The sequence below is a fragment of the Sorangium sp. So ce1335 genome (genome assembly GCF_051521615.1).
Taxonomy (GTDB): domain Bacteria; phylum Myxococcota_A; class Polyangia; order Polyangiales; family Polyangiaceae; genus Sorangium.
Genome location: NZ_CP150363.1, coordinates 5,010,328 through 5,027,888, shown reverse-complemented (window position 1 = coordinate 5,027,888; position 17,561 = coordinate 5,010,328). Strand labels below are relative to the sequence as shown.

The 17,561-nt window shown below is 73.4% G+C and carries 14 protein-coding genes; 10 read left to right on the top strand and 4 right to left on the bottom strand.

Translation table 11 applies throughout. The features are described 5' to 3' along the window. Window positions 1-26: 26 nt before the first annotated feature. The 4 genes from ligD to WMF24_RS18425 all read left to right on the top strand — a co-directional run bounded on the left by ligD (window position 27) and on the right by WMF24_RS18425 (window position 4,481). A complete protein-coding gene (gene ligD, locus WMF24_RS18440) occupies window positions 27-2,291 on the top strand; it encodes a DNA ligase D (protein WP_437737739.1) in 2,265 nt (754 codons plus the stop codon). 180 nt (window positions 2,292-2,471) lie between these two features. Continuing rightward, entirely contained in the window at window positions 2,472-3,104 is a 633-nt protein-coding gene (locus WMF24_RS18435; protein ID WP_437737738.1) for a hypothetical protein, read from the top strand. 152 nt (window positions 3,105-3,256) lie between these two features. Then, window positions 3,257-3,856 (top strand): RES family NAD+ phosphorylase, encoded by a 600-nt coding sequence (locus WMF24_RS18430; protein ID WP_437737737.1) that lies wholly within the window; start codon window positions 3,257-3,259, stop codon window positions 3,854-3,856. 199 nt (window positions 3,857-4,055) lie between these two features. Continuing rightward, a complete protein-coding gene (locus tag WMF24_RS18425) occupies window positions 4,056-4,481 on the top strand; it encodes a hypothetical protein (RefSeq protein ID WP_437737736.1) in 426 nt (141 codons plus the stop codon). Between the two features lie 58 nt (window positions 4,482-4,539). On the opposite strand, the gene WMF24_RS18420 is transcribed toward WMF24_RS18425, so the two are convergent. The 4 genes from WMF24_RS18420 to WMF24_RS18405 all read right to left on the bottom strand — a co-directional run bounded on the left by WMF24_RS18420 (window position 4,540) and on the right by WMF24_RS18405 (window position 10,566). Beyond that, the gene (locus WMF24_RS18420) at window positions 4,540-5,634 is read right to left on the bottom strand and encodes a hypothetical protein (protein WP_437737735.1); all 1,095 of its coding nucleotides are present in this window, start codon (window positions 5,632-5,634) and stop codon (window positions 4,540-4,542) included. Between the two features lie 201 nt (window positions 5,635-5,835). Then, window positions 5,836-6,438 (bottom strand): DUF4360 domain-containing protein, encoded by a 603-nt coding sequence (locus tag WMF24_RS18415; RefSeq protein ID WP_437737734.1) that lies wholly within the window; start codon window positions 6,436-6,438, stop codon window positions 5,836-5,838. Between the two features lie 332 nt (window positions 6,439-6,770). Further along, window positions 6,771-8,585, bottom strand: coding sequence for a hypothetical protein (locus WMF24_RS18410; protein ID WP_437737733.1), 1,815 nt, complete (start codon window positions 8,583-8,585; stop codon window positions 6,771-6,773). 112 nt (window positions 8,586-8,697) lie between these two features. Beyond that, window positions 8,698-10,566, bottom strand: a complete 1,869-nt coding sequence (locus WMF24_RS18405; RefSeq protein ID WP_437737732.1) for a M14 family zinc carboxypeptidase — start codon at window positions 10,564-10,566, stop codon at window positions 8,698-8,700. A gap of 76 nt (window positions 10,567-10,642) precedes the next feature. Between WMF24_RS18405 and WMF24_RS18400 the strand changes: the two genes are divergently transcribed. From WMF24_RS18400 to WMF24_RS18375, 6 genes are all read left to right on the top strand, one after another. Beyond that, window positions 10,643-11,707: an extensin family protein gene (locus tag WMF24_RS18400; protein WP_437737731.1), complete on the top strand. Its 1,065-nt coding sequence runs from the start codon at window positions 10,643-10,645 to the stop codon at window positions 11,705-11,707. Window positions 11,708-11,998: 291 nt separating this feature from the next. Further along, a complete protein-coding gene (locus WMF24_RS18395) occupies window positions 11,999-12,970 on the top strand; it encodes an alpha/beta fold hydrolase (RefSeq protein WP_437737730.1) in 972 nt (323 codons plus the stop codon). Between the two features lie 85 nt (window positions 12,971-13,055). Continuing rightward, on the top strand, window positions 13,056-14,129 hold the full coding sequence (locus tag WMF24_RS18390) for a hypothetical protein (protein WP_437737729.1): 1,074 nt from the start codon (window positions 13,056-13,058) through the stop codon (window positions 14,127-14,129). Then, window positions 14,126-15,130, top strand: coding sequence for a zinc ribbon domain-containing protein (locus WMF24_RS18385; protein ID WP_437737728.1), 1,005 nt, complete (start codon window positions 14,126-14,128; stop codon window positions 15,128-15,130). The genes WMF24_RS18390 and WMF24_RS18385 overlap by 4 nt, the downstream gene beginning before the upstream one ends. 317 nt (window positions 15,131-15,447) lie before the next feature. Continuing rightward, window positions 15,448-15,969, top strand: a complete 522-nt coding sequence (locus tag WMF24_RS18380; protein WP_437737727.1) for a pyridoxamine 5'-phosphate oxidase family protein — start codon at window positions 15,448-15,450, stop codon at window positions 15,967-15,969. A gap of 416 nt (window positions 15,970-16,385) precedes the next feature. Further along, window positions 16,386-17,483 (top strand): AI-2E family transporter, encoded by a 1,098-nt coding sequence (locus tag WMF24_RS18375; protein ID WP_437737726.1) that lies wholly within the window; start codon window positions 16,386-16,388, stop codon window positions 17,481-17,483. Window positions 17,484-17,561 lie beyond the last annotated feature (78 nt).

Genomic DNA, 17,561 nt, shown 5'->3' with positions numbered 1-17,561 from the left:
GCGAAGAACCCATTCCGGTATCGAACTTGCTCTTCCATCAAAAAAAGGTGGTAAGCGCGACGATGGCCGGACAAGTACAAGCGCGAAGCGCGGCGCGACGCACCCGGGAGCAGCGGCCCGCAGTCCTGACCGCTCGCCGCAGGCGCGGCACGAGCGCGGCGGAGGCGGACAGCCCGCGCTCGTCCGCCGCGAAGGAACAGGCAGACGGCGCCGCGATGCCGCGACGGACGCTGACCTACGCGGATGCGCTCGAGGGGGCCCAGAGAGCCTCGTTCCTGGACGAGGTCGAACCGCAGCTCGCGACGCTCGTCACCGGGCCGCCCCAGGGCGAGGGGTGGCTGTACGAGGTGAAGTTCGACGGCTACCGCATGATCGCCAAGCTCCGCGGCGGCCGCGTGACGCTCCTGACCCGCCGCGGCCAGGACTGGACCGAGCGGTTCCCTGCCGTGCGAGACGACCTCGCCCGGTTGCCAGCGCGCGAGGCCGTGCTGGACGGCGAGATCGTCGTCGTCGGACGGGATGGCGTGACCGATTTCCAGGCGCTGCAGAACGCGCTGAGCGAGGACAGCGACGGGCGCGAGGGGCGCCTGATGTACTTCGCCTTCGACCTGCTCTACCTGGACGGCCGCGATCTCCGCGGGTGCGCGCAGGTCACCCGCAAGCGGGCGCTCCAGGCGCTGCTCGCGGACGCCCCGGAGGACGGGACCCTGCGCTACACGGAGCACCTCGAGGAGGACGGCGCCGCCGTCTACCAGCACGCCTGCAAGCTGGGGATCGAGGGCGTCATCGCGAAGCGACCGGAGGCCCCCTACCGGAGCGGGCGCGGGACGAGCTGGCTCAAGGTGAAGTGCGGCCGGCGCCAGGAGTTCGTCATCGTCGGCTTCACCGAGCCGACCGGGGCCCGCAAGGGGCTCGGGGCGATCCTCGTGGGCGTGAACACGTCGGGCAAGCTCGTCTATGCGGGCAAGGTCGGCACGGGCTTCACGAGCAAGACGCTGACCACCCTGCGGGGCCAGCTCGAGGCGATCGAGCGCGCGAAGCCGGCTTTTCAGGGGGCGCCGCGCATGCGGGGCGTGCACTGGGTCGAGCCAAGGCTCATCGCGGAGGTCCACTTCGCGGCGTGGACCCGCGACGGACGGCTGCGACACCCCTCGTTCGAAGGGCTCCGCGAGGATCGTACCCCGGAGTCGGTCACCGTCGAGCGCGAGCAGCCCCCGCCGCAGCTCGCGCCGAAGAAGACGGCAGGCGCCTCCGGCAATTCAGCGGCCACGGCGCCGGGCAAGTCGACAGGCGCGTCGAGCAAGTCGACAGGCGCGCCGGGCAAGTCGACAGGCGCGTCGAGCAAGTCCGCAGGCGCGGCGCGGGGAAAGACCCCACGCGGGGGCCGGAGCCGCGGCGCGGAGAAGATCGAGATCGCCGGGGCGCGGCTGACGAACCCCGACAAGGTGCTCTATCCGGCGCAGGGGATCACGAAGATCGCCCTCGCCCGCTATTACGCCCAGGTCGCCGATCACATGTTGCCTCATGTAGCAAACCGGCTGCTCACGCTGGTCCGCTGCCCCGAGGGCCAGGGCAAACCGTGCTTCTTTCAACGGCACGAGGCCGAGGGGCTCTCGGAGGCCATCCGTCGCACGACGGTCGAGGAGGACGACGGGAGACGTACCTACCTCTACGTCGAGACGACGGAAGGGCTCGTGTCCCTCGTCCAGATGGGCGCGCTCGAGATGCACATCTGGGGGAGCCACGTCGACCGGATCGAGCAGCCGGACATGATGGTCTTCGACCTCGATCCGGCGCCAGAGCTGCCGTGGGAGCGCGTGGCGGACGCCGCGAGGACGGTGCGGCACCTCCTGGAGACGCTCGGGCTGCGGAGCTTCGTCAAGACGACCGGCGGCAAGGGCCTGCACGTCGTCGTCCCGATCGAGGCGCGCAGAGGCTGGGACGAGGTGAAGCCGTTCACGAAGGCCGTGGCCGACGCGCTCGTGCGCTTCGATCCGGCGCGGTACATCGCGACGCTGTCCAAGGCCAAGCGCACCGGCAAGGTCTTCGTCGACTACCTGCGGAACGGGCGCGGCGCGACCGCCGTCGCGCCCTACTCGACGCGCGCCCGGCCCGGCGCCGCCGTCGCGACCCCGCTCTCGTGGGACGAGCTCGACGCGCCGCTCGATCCCGCCGCGTTCACCATCGAGACCGTGCCGCAGCGCCTCGCGACGATCCCCGACCCCTGGGCGGAGCTCCCCCGCGTGCGCCAGTCCATCAGGAGCGCGATGATGAAGAAGGTCGGGCTCTGACCGCCTCCGAGACCCTCCGGCAAACCCAGGAGCCGGTGACCACACCGAAGAAGAACGACACGAACGAACCAGCGAATGCTCTCACTGACGTTCCGTTCAGCGTGGCCGGAATGTTTCGACAGCGTGGCGAGCGCTTGGTTGACGGGTCTGCGCGCGCGCTGCATCGTCCCCGGTGCGGCCATGGCAAAGGACCGGAACTCCAGCGCACTGGCGGAAATCGCCGAGCGACTCCACCAGTTCGACGGGGAGCCGCTGCGGGTCGCGTTCCTGGCGCGCGGCATCGACGCGCTCACCCAGGTCGCCGAACGGCTCGATCAGAGCGAGCTGGGCGAGGTCGTCGCCTCGCCCAGCAACGCGGACGCCCTGGTCACGGCCCTGACGCAGCCGAGCGCCGTCGGCCTGTTCTCGGCCGCGGATCCGCTCACGCCGGCCCGCCTCCGCGGCCTCCAGGCGAGGGACGCGCTCCTCGCCGCCGAGGGGGGGACGCTCACCGCGGAGGACGTCGGCGAGGTGCTCCACCTCCCGCCCGACGCCGTCGAGACGCGGCGCGCCGCCGGCAAGCTGCTGGCCGTGGCCGTCGGCCGCCGCGGCCACCTCTACCCTGCATGGCAGTTCGCGGACGAGGGCGTGCTGCCGGGGATCGAGGAGATCCTCGCCCTCCTGGCGGAGCACCCTCCGCTGGCGAAGATCCGGTTCTTTCTCTCCGGCAACCTCCGTCTGGGCGGCGACCGGCCGCTCGACCGCGTTCGCCGTGGCGATCTCGACCCCGTGCGGCGCGCCGCCCGCACGTTCGGCGAGCACGGCGCCGCCTGAGAGCGCCGCGCGATGACGATGTCGCCGCGCTCGCCAGGGGTCCCGGCGGACGCGCTGCGCGCAGGGCGGGACGGCGGCAAAGGGTCGGCGCGCAGGCCGGACGTGGAGCGTGCCTGTCCTCCCGTCGAGCGCCTGCGCGGGGCAGGATCGACGTGAAGACGACGCTCGGGCCGCACCCGGATCCGCCGCTCGATCTGGCAGCAAGGCCGCTCCCGGTCACGATCTTCCGGCGCTCCTGGTTCCGGGTTCATCGGCTCGCGCAGGCGCCGCTCTTCTTCGGCCGCTCGGGCGACAACCGCTTCGACGCGCCGGCCGGCGAGTTCGGGGTGCTGTACGCGGGGAAAGACGCGCGCTGCGCCTTCATCGAGGTGTTCGGCCACGCGACCGGCGTGCGGCTCGTGGAGCAGAGCGAGCTCGCCGCGCGCGGGCTCGCGCGCATCGCGCCGAGGCGGCCGCTCCGGCTCGTGAACCTCGCGGGCGAGGGGCTGGCGCGGCTCGGGGCCGACGCCCGCCTGACCTCGGGGGAATCGTACGCGGCCGCCCACCGGTGGGCGCTCGCGATCCACGACCACCCGAGGAGACCCGACGGCATCGTCTACGCCGCGCGCCACGACCCGAGCCGCGTCTGCGCCGCCCTCTTCGAGCGCGCCAGCGCGGCGCTGGAGGTCACGCCGCTCGGCCCCCTCGCGGATCCGGCGCACGCGGCGCTCCTCGCCAGGCTCCTGGATACGTACAAGTTCGGGCTGGTCTGAGGGCTCGACGAGCGCGCGTCCGCGCGGCCCCCGGGCGCGCTGCGATGCGCGATGCGGCGCCGGGCGCGCGGCGGGCGCGGGAGCCCCGGGCGCGGAGAGCGCCGGCACAGCCGGTGCTTCCCCCGAGGGGAGGCGCGCGGCGGCGGCGGCGTCACGGGCCGTGGTCGCGGCGCGCACGGGCCGAGCGGCGGGGGGAGCGATGAAAATCAAGAATCTGCGGCTGGAAACAGGCTATCTCGTGGAGCCCATTCCGCTCCAGAGGGGGATCGGGACGCACCAGATCCAGATCGCGTCGATCGACGCAGAGGAGACGTCCCGCGTCGAGATCTCCCTGGATCCCAACCGCTGCACGGTCGACAGCTTTGGCGAGGCCAAGGCGTGCACGAAGGTGGCGCCGATCCACCTGCAGGCGGACGTGGAGCTTCTCGAGGAGTGCGACGGCAAGCAGCTCCTGGCCCTGAAATTCGAGGGAGGCAACGGACCGGCGGTCCGGATCGCGCTCCTGCCCCTCTGCGGCAAGGGCAACGAGGCCATCGTCGCGCGGCTCCTGATCTTCGGAGAAAGCGGGGAGCTCAAGGCGATCGTGCCGATGCAGGGGACATCGGCGGGCTGCGTGGTGGCGTGAGCGCGGCAGCGCGGCACCGCCGCGCGCCGAGGGCCTGGAGCCCGGCGCCGGACGCCGCTCAGGCGCCCGGAGGGCCGTTGCCGCCTGGGCCGAAAGGACCACCGGCCAACCCTCCTCCGGGGCCGCCGCTCGGGCCAGCGCCATGGGCGCCGGGCGGGGATCCAGCGGGCGCGCCGTGGGCGCCGGGAGCGCCGGGCGGCGCGCCGTGGGCGCCGGCGGGTGCATAGGCGCCGGCAGGGGCGCCGTAGGCCGCGCCAGGCGGGGGCGCACCGGGGGCGCCGGGCGGGGCCCCAGCGGGCATGCCGTAGGCACCGGCGGGCGCACCGTACGCACCGGGGGCGCCGGGCATGCCGTAGGCACCGGCGGGCGCACCGTACGCACCAGGGGCGCCGGGCGGGGCCCCAGCGGGCATGCCGTAAGCACCGGCGGGCGCGCCGTACGCACCGGGGGCGCCCGGCGGGGCCCCAGCGGGCATGCCGTACGCACCGGGGGCACCGGCGGGCGCATAGGCGCCGGCGGCGCCGTAGGCCGCGCCGGGCGGGGCTCCAGCGGGCGCGCCGTAGGCCGCGCCGGGCGGGGCTCCAGCGGGCGCGCCGTAGGCGCCGGGGGGCACGCCGTAGGCGCCAGCGGGGGCGCCGGGCGAGGCCCCCGGGAACGCGCCGTAGGCGCCGGCCTGGGCCCCGGCAGGCGCGCCGTATCCACCAGGAGCGCCCGGGGGCGGGTAGCCTCCGAGCGACCCCGCGCCGGCCGGACCTTGCCCGGGCGGATAGGCCGACTCCATGGCGACGCGCCGCGGATTCGCCGGATCGTAGCGCACCGTGACGATGCACCCCGGCTGGATACGAGGGGCCGCGAGCACCGACACGAGCGCGACCGTCTCCACCTGATACGGCGGCATGCCCGGCGGCATCACCTCGAGGAGCAACTTGAGGCTGTAGGAGTCCTGCGCGCCCATGGACACCTTCATGCCCGTCTCCTGGTACTGCAGCACGCGAGCCGCGCACGGGACGCCGATACGAAGGAGCTGCTGCTGCTCCTGCTGCTGCGCCCTGAGCGGGCCGAGGACCTTCTTCCAGACCCCCCAGAGGACGGCCGCCGTGATGCCGAGCGGCACGACGACGCTGAGCAGAATGACAAGCAGGGTGGATGACATCCCGCCAGCGTACCAGGACGGCCGTCGGGAGCACCAGCGCCTGGACGCTCCGACAACGAGATCACCGCGCGTCGCTCCGGCGCGCGACGCGCGGTGATCTCGGTCCCCGCCTTCCTCAACCCTCCTCGTGAGGCCCGTCCCGCCGCTCAGGACCCCATCTCCGGCGCCGCGCGGACGGGCTCGCGAGGCGCCCAGCGTGCCTCAAGGACAGCGGCGGTACGCGAGGCCGTACTCGATCCGGACCTGGACGTCCGTCGTGTCGTTCGTCAAGACCCCGGAATGCAGCGGCGCCGTGCGGTTCGTCACGAACAGGCTCGTCTTGATGTTGAGCGGCCGCACCGTGCCGCACTCCGACCAGACCGTTGTCGCGAAGTTGTCCGTGCGCGAGAAGTTGTTCGTGAAAGGCCCGATCATGTTCCACGTGACCGGCCCGGAGGTGAGCGGCGACCCCGAGAAATAATACGATGTCTCGTGGAGCGCCTGGACGCTCGGCTCCAGGTCGGCGAAGCCACGGTACGTGGCGTCGAAGAGGGCCACCTGCCACCCTGGATCGAACCGCAGATCCACGGCGAGCTGGCAAAACGAGCGGTTCGCGGTGCGGGCGGTGCCCGGGCCGGCCTGCGCCTCGAACTGGTCGAAGATGACGGTGATCGCCTTCTGATCGGGGGAGATCACCCCCGCGGCGGTGCCGACAGGACATCCGCTGCCGGCATACGTGAACGACTCGATCCGCGCGTTCTGCGCCAGCGCCGGAAACGCGAAGAAGAAAACCGAAGAAAAGACGAACGCCCATCGCAGCAACATGCTCGCCCCCTTTCCCAGACTGACGACCATCGCGTCGCCTTGCGTCGCCGCCCGCGCGCGTGTCGCCACGGTCGCAGGTCAGCCGACATGTCCTGTCGAGGATGCGATAGCTGCGCGCTCCGCGCAACCTGCGCGCGGCGCTCTCACCTCATCGTGGCGTCGCGCGCAGATCGGGATACGACGGCCGACGCGGCGCCCGCGGGACTCACGGACATTCGAACGATCCCGGAGCGCGACGAAACCGGAAGAGACGGCGCGTGGGCTGTCGACACGGTCGCCGCGAACAGCCGCCCTCACGACGGCCTCCCTCACGCGGGCTCAGGTCGGCGAGATCAGCGTGATCTCTCCGGGAGATCGGGCTCGTGCTGCTCCTGCCGCTGCAACGCGGCCTTCAGCGCGGCGCGCAGCGCGGTGATCTCGGCGCGCGCCGCCTCCAGCTCGGCCGGCGAGCCCTGCTCGAGGAGCTCCGGATGGGCGCGCGCGAGGCGCCGCGCCGCCTCCGTGGCCCCCCAGCGCGCATAGCACCGGTGCGCCTCGGTCATGTAGGCGCGCGCGATCGTGATCTTCCCGCGGCCGAGGTGATACCGCGCGCAGAGCTCGTTGCCGAGCGCCTCGTCGTGGAGGAACCGCCCCTCGCTCGCCGCCGCGATGCCGTCGTCGTAGAGGTCCGCCGCGCCCGCGTCGCCCGCGGTCCGCAGGACCTCCGCCGACAGGAGGAGGCGCCGGTGCCGGAGGTTGCCCGGGAACACCTCGGACCACGCGACGAGCGGATCCAGCAGCTCTCGCGCCCTCTCCACATAGCGCCTCGCCGCCGCGGCGGAGGCGGCGCTCGACGCCTGCGTCAGGCAGACGCCCGCATAGAAATGATAGGCGGGCGTGCCCTGCCAGCTCGCGATCCCGAGCGAGCCCGGGACGGCGCGCAGCGCCAGCTCCGCCGCGCGGTCGTACCCGCCCGCGAAGGCGCCAAGGACGATCGCATAGAGCTCGGCGAAGAAGAGCGTCGCGCGGGACTCGGTGCGCAGCGCCCCCGCGATCACGGAGTCCAGATCGAGCCAGTCCCCCCGGAGGCGCGACGGGTCTTCGGTCGGGGTCGTCAGGTTGTGGCCAATCTGGCCGACGGCGCGGATCTGCCAGGCGACGGTGTCGAACCGGTCGAGCTCGCACAGGGGCATGAACGAGCGCGCCTCGGCCAGGATCTCGCCGAGGGGCAGGCCGCGGAGCAGGCTGTTCGTGCAGGCGTTCATCGCGTTGAGGGTGGCCGGCAGGTGCTGCCCCGTGTCCATCCCCCCGCGCACGCCGCGCAGCAGGCTCTCCTTGCACGCGGCATAGCCCTCCTTCCAGTGCTGGATGAGCGCGCCCCAGCGACTATAGAGCAGCGGCGCGGCCCTGCGGTCCGAGAGCCGCTCGCCGAGCTCCACCGCCGCCAGGCCGAAGCGATAGCCGCGCTCGATGTCGCTCGCGGCGCAGAAGAGCATCCCCGCGTACAGGAACGCCGATATCGAGCTCGTCGAGATCCCGTGCTTCAGCGTGTTCTGCACGAGCTTCATCGCGAAGATGCCGCAGTTGTTCGTGACGAGGGCATAGCTCGGCATCAGGAGCTCCTCGAGAAGGCATTGCAGCGCCGCGATCTCCGGGTCGTCGAGCGGCGGGAGGTCGACGAGCGACGCGATAGGCCTGTCGCCGAGGAGCTCCGCCGTCGCGGCGATCTCGCGATCCAGCGCCTCGCGCTCGGGGAAGCGCGGGAGCCGGATGCCGAAGGGCTCCAGGGCGAGCAGCCCCTCGTCGAGCGCGGCGAGCGGGTCGTTCCGCAGGAGCTCCGCGCTCACCTTCCGGCGCCGGAGCGCCGCCCGGTCCGCGCGGGAGCGGGCGTGCACAAGGCCGCGGGAGAGCCGCTCGCCCGCGGCCTCGGGCTCGCCGCAGAGCGACTCGATGGTCGCCGTCTTCAGCGTGAAGGCGAGCGTGAGCTCGTAAGCGGCCTCCCACGGGCGCTCCGGCAGCATCGTGAGCCCGAGCTCGAGGTGCCTCCGCGCCTCGCCGAACGCCGCCGCCTCCTCGGCCTGCTCGGCCGCGCGCAGGTGCTCCCGCGCGAGCGCGAGGCGCTCCTCGGGATCGGCGCTCGTGTCGCCCGTGCGGTTCAGGTGGTCCACGACGGTCCTTTATAAATGGCCGGCACGAGCCGCGCTAACGCTTCGGCTTCGTACGGTGGATGTGGTCAGGCGGGGGGGCTCGTCCTCGGCGCGCGGCGAAGGGAGCGCGCGTTCACGGGAGCGGCGACGCGGCGACCCGGTAGACAGGGACCAGGTTCACGCGCTCGTCCCAGGACGGGTGGCGCCGATAGAAGAAGTCGAGCCGCGCCGCCGGATCCTTCGCGAACGCAGGGTCGCGCAGCCGCGCCTCGAACGCGGCGCGCAGCGCAGGATCCGCGGCCAGCATCCTGCGGGCCTCCTCCTCGGCGACATAGGGCTCCATGTACTCCTTGCGCTCGAAGGCGGCGTTGAAGAAGCCCCAGGCAGCGAGGGAGTCCGGCGCGAGCGGCTCGAGCAGGTGAAGCACGAGCGGCGCACGCGGCTGCGCGATGGGGATGAAGAGCGAGCCGCGCGGCAGATCGAGCCGCTCGGACCGGAAGGCGCCCTGGAGCTTCGCGGGGGTCCGGCCCTCGAAGGACGGCTCGAACGTCACGGCGTCGGCCCGGAACGCCTCGACGGAGAAGCCGGGGCGCGCCTCGGGCAGGCGCTCGTGGCGCACGCCGTGCAGGCGCAGCTTGTCGGCCACCCAGGCCGCGTGCGCCGCGGGGACGACGTAGCCCGCGGCGGGCGCGGTGACGGTCAGGTCCGGCTCGATCCGGTCGAACAGCGGGACGCGCCAGATCTCCGGGCGCGACTCGTCGTAGCGGATCCACGTGCCGCCCGAGATCTCCGAGGCGCTCCGCTCGTAGGCGTACCCGCGGAACGGGAAGACGCGCGGGACCGGCGCCGCGCGGTAGCGGAGGACGAACGGCGCGCCGGCGAGGCGCGCGGCGGCCGCGTCCGCGCGATCGGCCGCCGCGCGCAGGGCGCCCGCGCCGGCGGCGGCGCGCTCGAAGAGCGCCGCGAGCAGGTCGTGGACCGCGCGGACGCGCCGGGGGTGCGTGGCCCAGCTGTGCGTCTCGACGAGCACGCCGATGCGGTTGCGGGCGGCGCCGTAGGACTGCGAGAAGCGCGGCGCCGCCGGCCTGGCGGTGATCCCCGAGGAGGGGTCGTCCTCGGCGCGGAACGACGGGTAGAACGGGAGCGGCAGGTGGCCGAGCGCCGAGAGGCGCGCCTGGAGCGCCTGGGAGAGCTCGCGCGCGGCGGCGTCGAGGCCGCCGGGGTGCGGCGCCGACGGCTCGACGATGACCGCGACGTCGTGCTGGAACTTCGCGCCGTCGGTCGTGTGCAGATCGACGAGGACCACCGGGTCCCAGGCGTCGAGGAGCGCCAGCATCGCTTGCATCTCGGGCGCCTCGGCCTTCATGTAGTCGCGGTTCAGGTTGAGGTTCTGCGCGGTGGTGCGGAAGCCCATCGCCTCGGGGCCGCGCTGGTTGGGGCGCTGGTTCGGGCCGAAGCGCTCGTGGCCGTCGACGTTGAAGACCGGCACGAACACCGCCGTGACCGCGGCGAGGGCGCCGGGCGCCATCGCGCCGTCGAGCAGCTCGCGGAGCGCAAGGAAGCCGCCGTCCTTGCCGTCGATCTCGCCGGCGTGGATGCCGCCCTGGAACAGGATCACCGGGCGCCGCTTCGCCCGCGCCGCGGCGGGGTCGAGCGCGCCGTCGGCGGAGGCGGCGATCGCGAGCATGGGCCTGCCCTCGGGCGTCGTGCCGAAGCGAAAGCAGCGGGCGCGGCCCGGATAGGCCTGCTCGAAGGCGGGGCAGAGGCGCTCGACCTCGGCGTAGCGGCCCGTGCGCCGGAAGCCGGTCCGCTCGGCCTCGGTGACGAGCGAGGGCGGGACGGACGGTGCAGGCGGGACGGGCGCCGGCGCGGGCGCGGATCGAGCGGCGGCCGGATCGGCCGGCGAGCCGGGCGCCGGGGTCTGGCAGGCCGCGATCAGCGAGATCAGCGCGATTCCACCGGAAATGACGCGTCCAGAGAGCGCGGCGCGGGGGCGAGACATCGCGGGAGTCGACCAAATTCCGCGCTCAGCGGCAAGGCGTGCTCCCAGGGTCGGGCGCGGGGTAAGCTCGCCAGGGATGAGCGCGCTCCCTTCCCGCCGTGCGCTGGCCCTCGGAGCGGCCCTTGTCGGCGGCGCGGCGCTCCTCACCCCGCTCGGCGTCGCGTCGCTGCGGCGCGCGGAGGCGGAGCGGACCGAAGCGCAGGCGCCGGCGGCGGGCCCGGCAGCGGCGGGGTCCGCCGGCGCGGCGACGGCGATCGAGGACGGCGGGGCCGGCCTCCTTGACGGCGGCGGGGATGCGGGGAGCGCGCCGGCGGGCGGCGCCGCCGGCCTCCTGGACGGCGGCGGGGACGCGGGCGCCGCGCCGTTCGAGAAGCCCGTGTGGTCCGAGGCGTCGCGCGCGGCCACGTACGGCGGGCTCTCGAGCGACGCGTGCGACCGGGAGATGAAGCGCCGCCGGATCCCGCACGCCGCGGCGGCGCGCGGCGCCCCGCTCGTCGACCGGCCGGTCCGGATCACCGGCCCGCTGCACGGGGTCACGTTCCGCGGCGACGGCGTGGCGAAGCCGCGGTCGACGTCCGTCTTCGACATCGCGGATTGCCGGCTGGTCCTCGCGCTCGACGACCTCGCCGCGTTCCTCGCGACGCGCGGGGTCGCCGAGGTGGTGCACGTGAGCATGCACCGGCCCGCGCCCGCCGGCACGGCCGCGCCGAAGCCGAAGCCGAGGCCGAAGAAGGCGCAGAAGGCGCCCGCGAAGACGCCGGCCGGCAAGAAGACGCCGAAGGGCGCTGCCAGGGCGGCGAAGCCGGGCGCGCGCGCCCCGCAGAAGCCGACGGCGGCGCCGGCGCGGCCCAGCCAGCACGCGCTCGGGCTCGCCATCGACGTGGCCGCCTTCGTGAAGGCCGACGGCGCGCGGCTCGACGTGAAAGCCGACTGGCACGGCGCCATCGGCGCGCCGCCGTGCGGACCCGGATCGGAGCCGAAGGAGCCCACGCCCCAGGCCCTCGAGCTGCGGGAGATCATCTGCGCCGTTCACACGAGCGGGCTGTTCAACGTCGTGCTGACGCCCAACGCGAACGAGGCGCACGCAGACCACTTCCACTTCGATATCAAGCGAGACGCCCGCTACTTCCTGCTGGAGTGAGCCGCTCGCACAAATACCATGACACCGTTATCGGGCTCGCGTCCCAGCATGGCGCACGCTGGCGTCGCTCGACCCACATCGAACGCGAAACGGCCTTCGCGGGGTGGCCTGAGGCCGCCCACAACGAAGAAAGGACGGGTGTGCAATCTGGACAGATGCGGCGCTTCGTGCGAATTCTTGTTGTAGAACATGTCGATCAGGTGTCGCAGCCATGTTCGCAACATCTCCGCAGGCGAGGTCCACTGGGAGGAGTGGATCCCTCCTCGGAATGGCAACGCGGACAGGCGCCCCGTGGTCCTTGTACACGGCCTGTCCGACAGCTGCAGGACCTGGAACCGGCTCGCGCCCGCCCTCGCGGCCGGAGGGCGGCGGGTCGTCGCGCTCGACCTGCCCGGCCACGGACACTCGGCCCGCCCTGACGCTCCGTACACGGTCGCGTGGTATGCGCGCGTGGTCGCGGAATGGATCCGCTCCCTCGGTCTCAGCGATTTCGATCTGGTCGGGCACTCGTTCGGCGGCAGCATTGCGATGTGCGTGGCGATAGAGCGGCCGGGGCGCGTGCACCGCCTCGGGCTCGTCGCCGCGGGCGGCATCGGGAGCGAGGTCGCGCTGCCGCTGCGCTTCGCCGCGGTGACAGGGCTGCTCGAGCTGACGGCCCCGGTGCTCATGGGCGTCGGCACCCACGCGGGGATGCTGGTGCTCGGCGGCAACTTCAATGCAGAAGAGCGCAGGCACCTCGCCCGCGTGAACGCGCGGCCGGGCACGGCGCGGGCCCTTTCGCGCACCCTCCGCCACGCGATCGATCTGCGCGGCCAGCGCGAGCACCTCATGGACATCGCGCATCGGCTCCCGGAGATACCGCCGCTCGCCGTCTACTGGGGCGAGCGCGACCCCGTGATCCCGGTGCGCCACGCGGCGGACATCGACCGCTACCTGGAGGGCGTGACGGTGCGGCGCTTCGCGAAGGCGGGGCACTACCCGCACCGGGAGGCGGTGGCCGACCTCGCCCCGGACCTCGTGCGCTTCCTCGACGCGCCGCAGCCCGCGCCGCGCCTCCGCGCCGGGGCGCGCGCGCCGCGCGCGTCGGCCGCCGCGGCGGCGCGGCAGCCGAGCCCCCGGTGGCAGCCCTGGGCGGAGGCCCCGGTGCGGCAGTGGGCGCAGCGCTCGCTCGCGCCGCTGCTCCGGCAGTCGCCGCAGCAGGAAAGCGACGGCGCCGCATCGCCCGCGGATCTCGGCAGCCGCCCGCCGCCGGTCCCCTGCTGACGCCGCGGCCCGGTGGCCGCTGACGCCGCCAGGCCCTCGCTGACGCGGCGCAGCCCCCTCCCCCCGCGCCGCCGCCCGTTCCCTGTTGACGCGGCGCCCCCCGGTGCGGTTCCCTCGGGCGCCGGTGCAACTCGAGTGCGAGACCTGCGGCGCGTCGCTGCGCGTCGAAGCGGACCAGCGGACCGCTGTGTGCCCCTACTGCGCGTCGCCGTCCGTCGTGGAGCGGCCGCCCTCGCACGACCGGCCGCTGCCGCACTTCGTCCTCGGCTTCACAACGAGCCGGGAGAGCGCCCAGGGCGCTGTCAAGGCGTGGCTGGGCAAGCGGAGCTTCTTCGTTCAGTCGGGCGTCAAGACGGCGACGATCGACGCGATCCGCGGCGTCTACACGCCCGCCTACCTCTACTCGGCGATGGCGCAGACGCGCTACGCCGCGCAGATCGGCGAGAACTACCAGGAAACCGAGACGTACACGACGACCGACGAGAAGGGGAACACCGTCACCCGCACGCGCGTCGTCACGAGGACCGAGCACCGGCACCTCGAGGGCCAGCACGCCACCTACGTCATGGATGTGCTCGTCGTGGCGTCCCGCGCCGTCCCGAACGCCGAGCTCGAGGCGGTCGAGCCGTTCGACCTCCGCACGATGCGGCGCTACACGCCCGCGGTGCTCAGCGGCTGGATCGCCGAGGAGCCGACGATGACCCAGGACGAGTGCTACGCCCTCGCGCGGCGGGAGGCGCTGGAGAAGATCGGCCGCGACCTCGCGGCGTTCATGCCCGGCGACAGCCACCACGGCCTCGCGTACGAGACGCGCCTCGACCGCGAGACGCTCGAGCTACTCTACGTGCCGCTGTGGGTGCTCGCGATCCGGCACGACCCGCAGAAGCCGCCGTTCCGGGTCCTCATCAACGGGCAGACGGGCGCGATCCACGGCAAGGCGCCGCTCTCGTGGGTCAAGATCGCGCTCGCCGTGCTGCTCGTGCTCCTGCTGATCGCGGCGCCGTTCGTCCTGGCCGCGGCGCGCGACCGCGGTCAGGCCGAGCGCGGGGGCGCCGCGCGGCCCCAGGGCGCCGCCGCCGCGCCCGCGCCGGCCGAGCGCCCCCGCCCCGGCGGCAGCCCAGGCGGGAGCAGGCCCGCGCCGACAGGAGGGGCGCGATGAGCCTCAGCATGGGGACCTCCGGGGCGATGGCGCGGTGCTGCGCCCGGTGCCAGGGGCCGCTGGAGCCGGGCGATCTTCGCTGCGCCGTGTGCGGGCTCTCCGCGCCGATGGAGCGCGCGCCGGCCCCGCAGGTCGTCCAGGTGCTGCGGTGCACGGAGTGCGGGGCCGCGGTGTCGTACTCGGCCGAGGCGCAGGCGCCGAAGTGCCGCTTCTGCAGCGCTGTCACGCGGCTGGAGCAGCCGGTGGATCCGGTGGATCAGGCCGACTGGCTGCTGCCGTTCGGGGTGACGCCGGAGCAGGCCGACCAGGCGCTGCGGCAGTGGATGTCGACGCTCGGCTTCTTCCGCCCGTCGGACCTCGGCCGCGCGGCCACGGTGGAGGGGCTGCACCCGCTCTGGTGGGCGGGGTGGGTCGTCAACGTGGACGCCCTCGTGAGCTGGACGGCGGACTCCAACGCGGGCGCCCACCGGAGCCCGTGGGCGCCGCACGCCGGACAGACGGAGCTGCCGTTCCGGGGGCTGCTCGTGTCCGCGTCGCGCGGGCTCTCGCTCGACGAGGCCCGGGAGCTCGCGCCGCACTTCCGGCTCGACCGGATGGCGCCGGCGGCGCACCGGGCGGAACAGCAGCTCGGCCCGCCGGGCGCGGTGCTCGAGCAGTTCGACGCCCAGCGCTCCGCGGCGCGGAAGGTCCTCAGCGAGCGGATCGCGGCCACCGCGGAGGAGGCGCTGAAGCGGGGGGTGATCCCGGGGTCCACGTTCCGCAACGTGCACGTGGCGGTGCTGCTGCGGGCGCTGGAGACGCGCCGGGTGGCCCTGCCGTCGTACGTGCTCGCCTACCGGTACAAGGGGCGGAGCTACCGGGCGGTCGTGCACGGGCAGGACGCGGGGTGCGTCACGGGGGCGGCGCCGATCGCGTGGGGCAAGGTGGCGCTCGTCGTCGCGGGGGGGATCGCGCTCGTCGTCCTCGTGGTGGCGGCGCTGGTGCTCTCGGGCGGCGGCTAGCGGGGCGGCTGCCGGGCTTCCCGGCCCGAGGCGACGGGGTTCGTCGCGCGGCGCGTGGGCCCCGCCGGACTCGCCCGAGACAGAGCTCCTCCGGCGACGATCGGCGCGGGAGCGGTGGCGAGCCCGGGTGACGAGATGGCCAGAACGGGGCGCATCGATGGGGCGATCCGCGCGATCGGCGAGCCCAGATCGTGTGGCGGAATGCCTCGAAAGCACGCCCGGTGCGGCAGAGAAGAGCCATGGATCTCGCCGTGTTGCGCGTGAGCTGGGCGTGGTCCGGATCTCGCAACCACGGGCGGAGCTCGAAGGAGGAGAACATGGAAACCGGGTCACGCGAAAAGCTGATGGAGATCCTCAAGAAGTTCCGCAACGCCATGCTCGTGACGCAGGCCAACCACGGGGTGCTGCGCGCGCGGCCCATGGCGCTCATGAAGGTCGATGATGCGACCGGTGACATCTGGTTCATGACGAGCATCGACTCCGGCAAGATCGACGAGATCGAGTCGAACCCCGAGGTGAACGTGACCCTCCAGGAGGCGCGCCGCTTCCTGTCGCTCTCCGGCCGGGCCTCGATCGTGCGGAGCCGCGCGAAGATCGAGGAGCTGTGGTCCGAGGAGGCGAAGGTCTACTTCCCGAAGGGCAAGGACGACCCCCACCTCGCGCTCATCCATGTGAGCCCGCGCGAGGGCGAGTACTGGGACAACGAAGGAGCCGCCGGGCTCAAGTTCCTCGTCGAGGCGGTCAAGGCCTACGTCACCGGGACGACCCCGAAGACCGACGCCTCCCAGCACGCCACCGTGCCGCTGAACGGCGGGACGTCGGGCGTGTCCGCGCGGTAACGCCACGCCGCTGGCGCGCTGCGCCGCACGCCCTGTGCGGCGCTCCTCGGTCCGTTCCCTTCACCCCAGCAAGGAGCCTGCGCGCGTAGCAGATCGCACCGCACGCGCAGGCTGGCCTCACGTCCCCGCTCACCGATCCGGCGCGCGCAGGTCGAGGAGCCCTCGAGTCCAGCAGGGCGCGTACCCGCGCTCACCGGAGGGTCCACACGAACCGCGGGGAAGTCAGCGGGCGTCCCCGCGGGGACGATCCCATCGGGTCTCCCACGGCCGAACCGGCAGTGTTGCCGCACCGCAGGACCAGCGGGACGGAGCGTGGCGCATCCTTTGCTTTATTCCGGATTGACCCGTGCTCTCTCCTCGAAGGTGGGCGACGCGGGAACCCGGCAGGAGCGAGGTCTGGCATGGGGAGCTTCACGATGTCTCGTCGAGCGCAGATGGTGATGATCGCGGCGGCGACGGTCGTCGTCATCGTTGGACTGCGCTACGCGCAACCGTTCCTGGTGCCCGTGCTGTTCGGCATCGCGCTCGCGGCGCTCTCCTCGCCTGTCGCGAGCTGGGTGACCCGCCGGGGGCTCCCGCCGGCGATCGGGGCGCTGGCCGCGCTCGTCGTCGACCTGGCGATCCTCGCCTTCGTGGGGGCGGTCGTGACCATCGCCGGGGTGGAGCTGGAGGAGAAGGTGCCGGTCTACCTGGCGCGCGCCTCGGACATGACCGTGGCGATCGCCGCGACGCTCACGGAGCGCGGGCTGCCGGTGAACCCGGAGTTCTTGTCGAAGACGCTCCACACGGCCTCCCTGGTGCCGCTGCTCGGCGGGGCCGCGGTGACGGTCGCGAGCGCGGCGTCGAACCTGGGGGTGGTGCTCCTCGTCGTCTTCTTCGCGCTCTGCGAGTTCGCGGGCGCAGGCGCGAAGCTCAGGGCGGTCCTCTCGGACCCGCGGCGCGGGTTCGAGCACGTCGAGCGCATCGTGCGCGAGGTCAAGAAGTACCTGGTCGTCAAGACGCTGACGAGCCTGCTGGTGGCCGTCCTCGCCTACGTGATGCTGCTCCTGCTGGACGTGGACCTGGCGCTCCTGCTGGCCTCGAGCCTGTTCGTCCTGCACTTCATCCCCAACATCGGCGCGGCGGTGGCGACGATCCCGGCCGTGCTCGTGGCGCTCGCCAGCCAGGGGCCGGGCACCGCGGCGGTCGTGGCGATCGGCTACCTGCTGATCAACCTTCTTGTGGGCAACGTCCTCGAGCCGCGCGTGCTCGGGCAGACGCTGGGGCTGTCGCCGCTCGCCGTCCTGCTCGGGATGCTCTTCTGGGGGTGGCTCTGGGGGCCGTCGGGGGCGCTCCTGTCGGTCCCGATCATGATGGTGGCGAAGATCACGCTGGAGAACGTCGAGGGGATGTCGTGGATCGCGCGCCTCCTGGAGCCCGCGCCCGAGGAGCGCGAGGAGGCGGCGCCGGTCAGCGAGGACGCGCCGAGATCGCTCCTGAGGCCGAGCGTCGCGGGGGCGCGGAGATCCGGGTAGCTCAGCTGTCGGCGGAGAGGTTGTGCCGGGGAGCCCGGCCGCAATCGAGGGTGTTCGTCGCGCGGCGTACGCGAGCAG

What these genes read in the sequence shown, in the direction of transcription:
- WMF24_RS18405 (WP_437737732.1), bottom strand. Translation starts at nt 10,566, where the DNA reads ATGTCTCGCCCCCGCGCCGCGCTCTCTGGACGCGTCATTTCCGGTGGA.
- WMF24_RS18435 (WP_437737738.1), top strand. Translation starts at nt 2,472, where the DNA reads ATGGCAAAGGACCGGAACTCCAGCGCACTGGCGGAAATCGCCGAGCGA.
- WMF24_RS18400 (WP_437737731.1), top strand. Translation starts at nt 10,643, where the DNA reads ATGAGCGCGCTCCCTTCCCGCCGTGCGCTGGCCCTCGGAGCGGCCCTT.
- WMF24_RS18380 (WP_437737727.1), top strand. Translation starts at nt 15,448, where the DNA reads ATGGAAACCGGGTCACGCGAAAAGCTGATGGAGATCCTCAAGAAGTTC.
- WMF24_RS18375 (WP_437737726.1), top strand. Translation starts at nt 16,386, where the DNA reads ATGTCTCGTCGAGCGCAGATGGTGATGATCGCGGCGGCGACGGTCGTC.
- WMF24_RS18420 (WP_437737735.1), bottom strand. Translation starts at nt 5,634, where the DNA reads ATGTCATCCACCCTGCTTGTCATTCTGCTCAGCGTCGTCGTGCCGCTC.
- WMF24_RS18385 (WP_437737728.1), top strand. Translation starts at nt 14,126, where the DNA reads ATGAGCCTCAGCATGGGGACCTCCGGGGCGATGGCGCGGTGCTGCGCC.
- WMF24_RS18415 (WP_437737734.1), bottom strand. Translation starts at nt 6,438, where the DNA reads ATGTTGCTGCGATGGGCGTTCGTCTTTTCTTCGGTTTTCTTCTTCGCG.
- WMF24_RS18425 (WP_437737736.1), top strand. Translation starts at nt 4,056, where the DNA reads ATGAAAATCAAGAATCTGCGGCTGGAAACAGGCTATCTCGTGGAGCCC.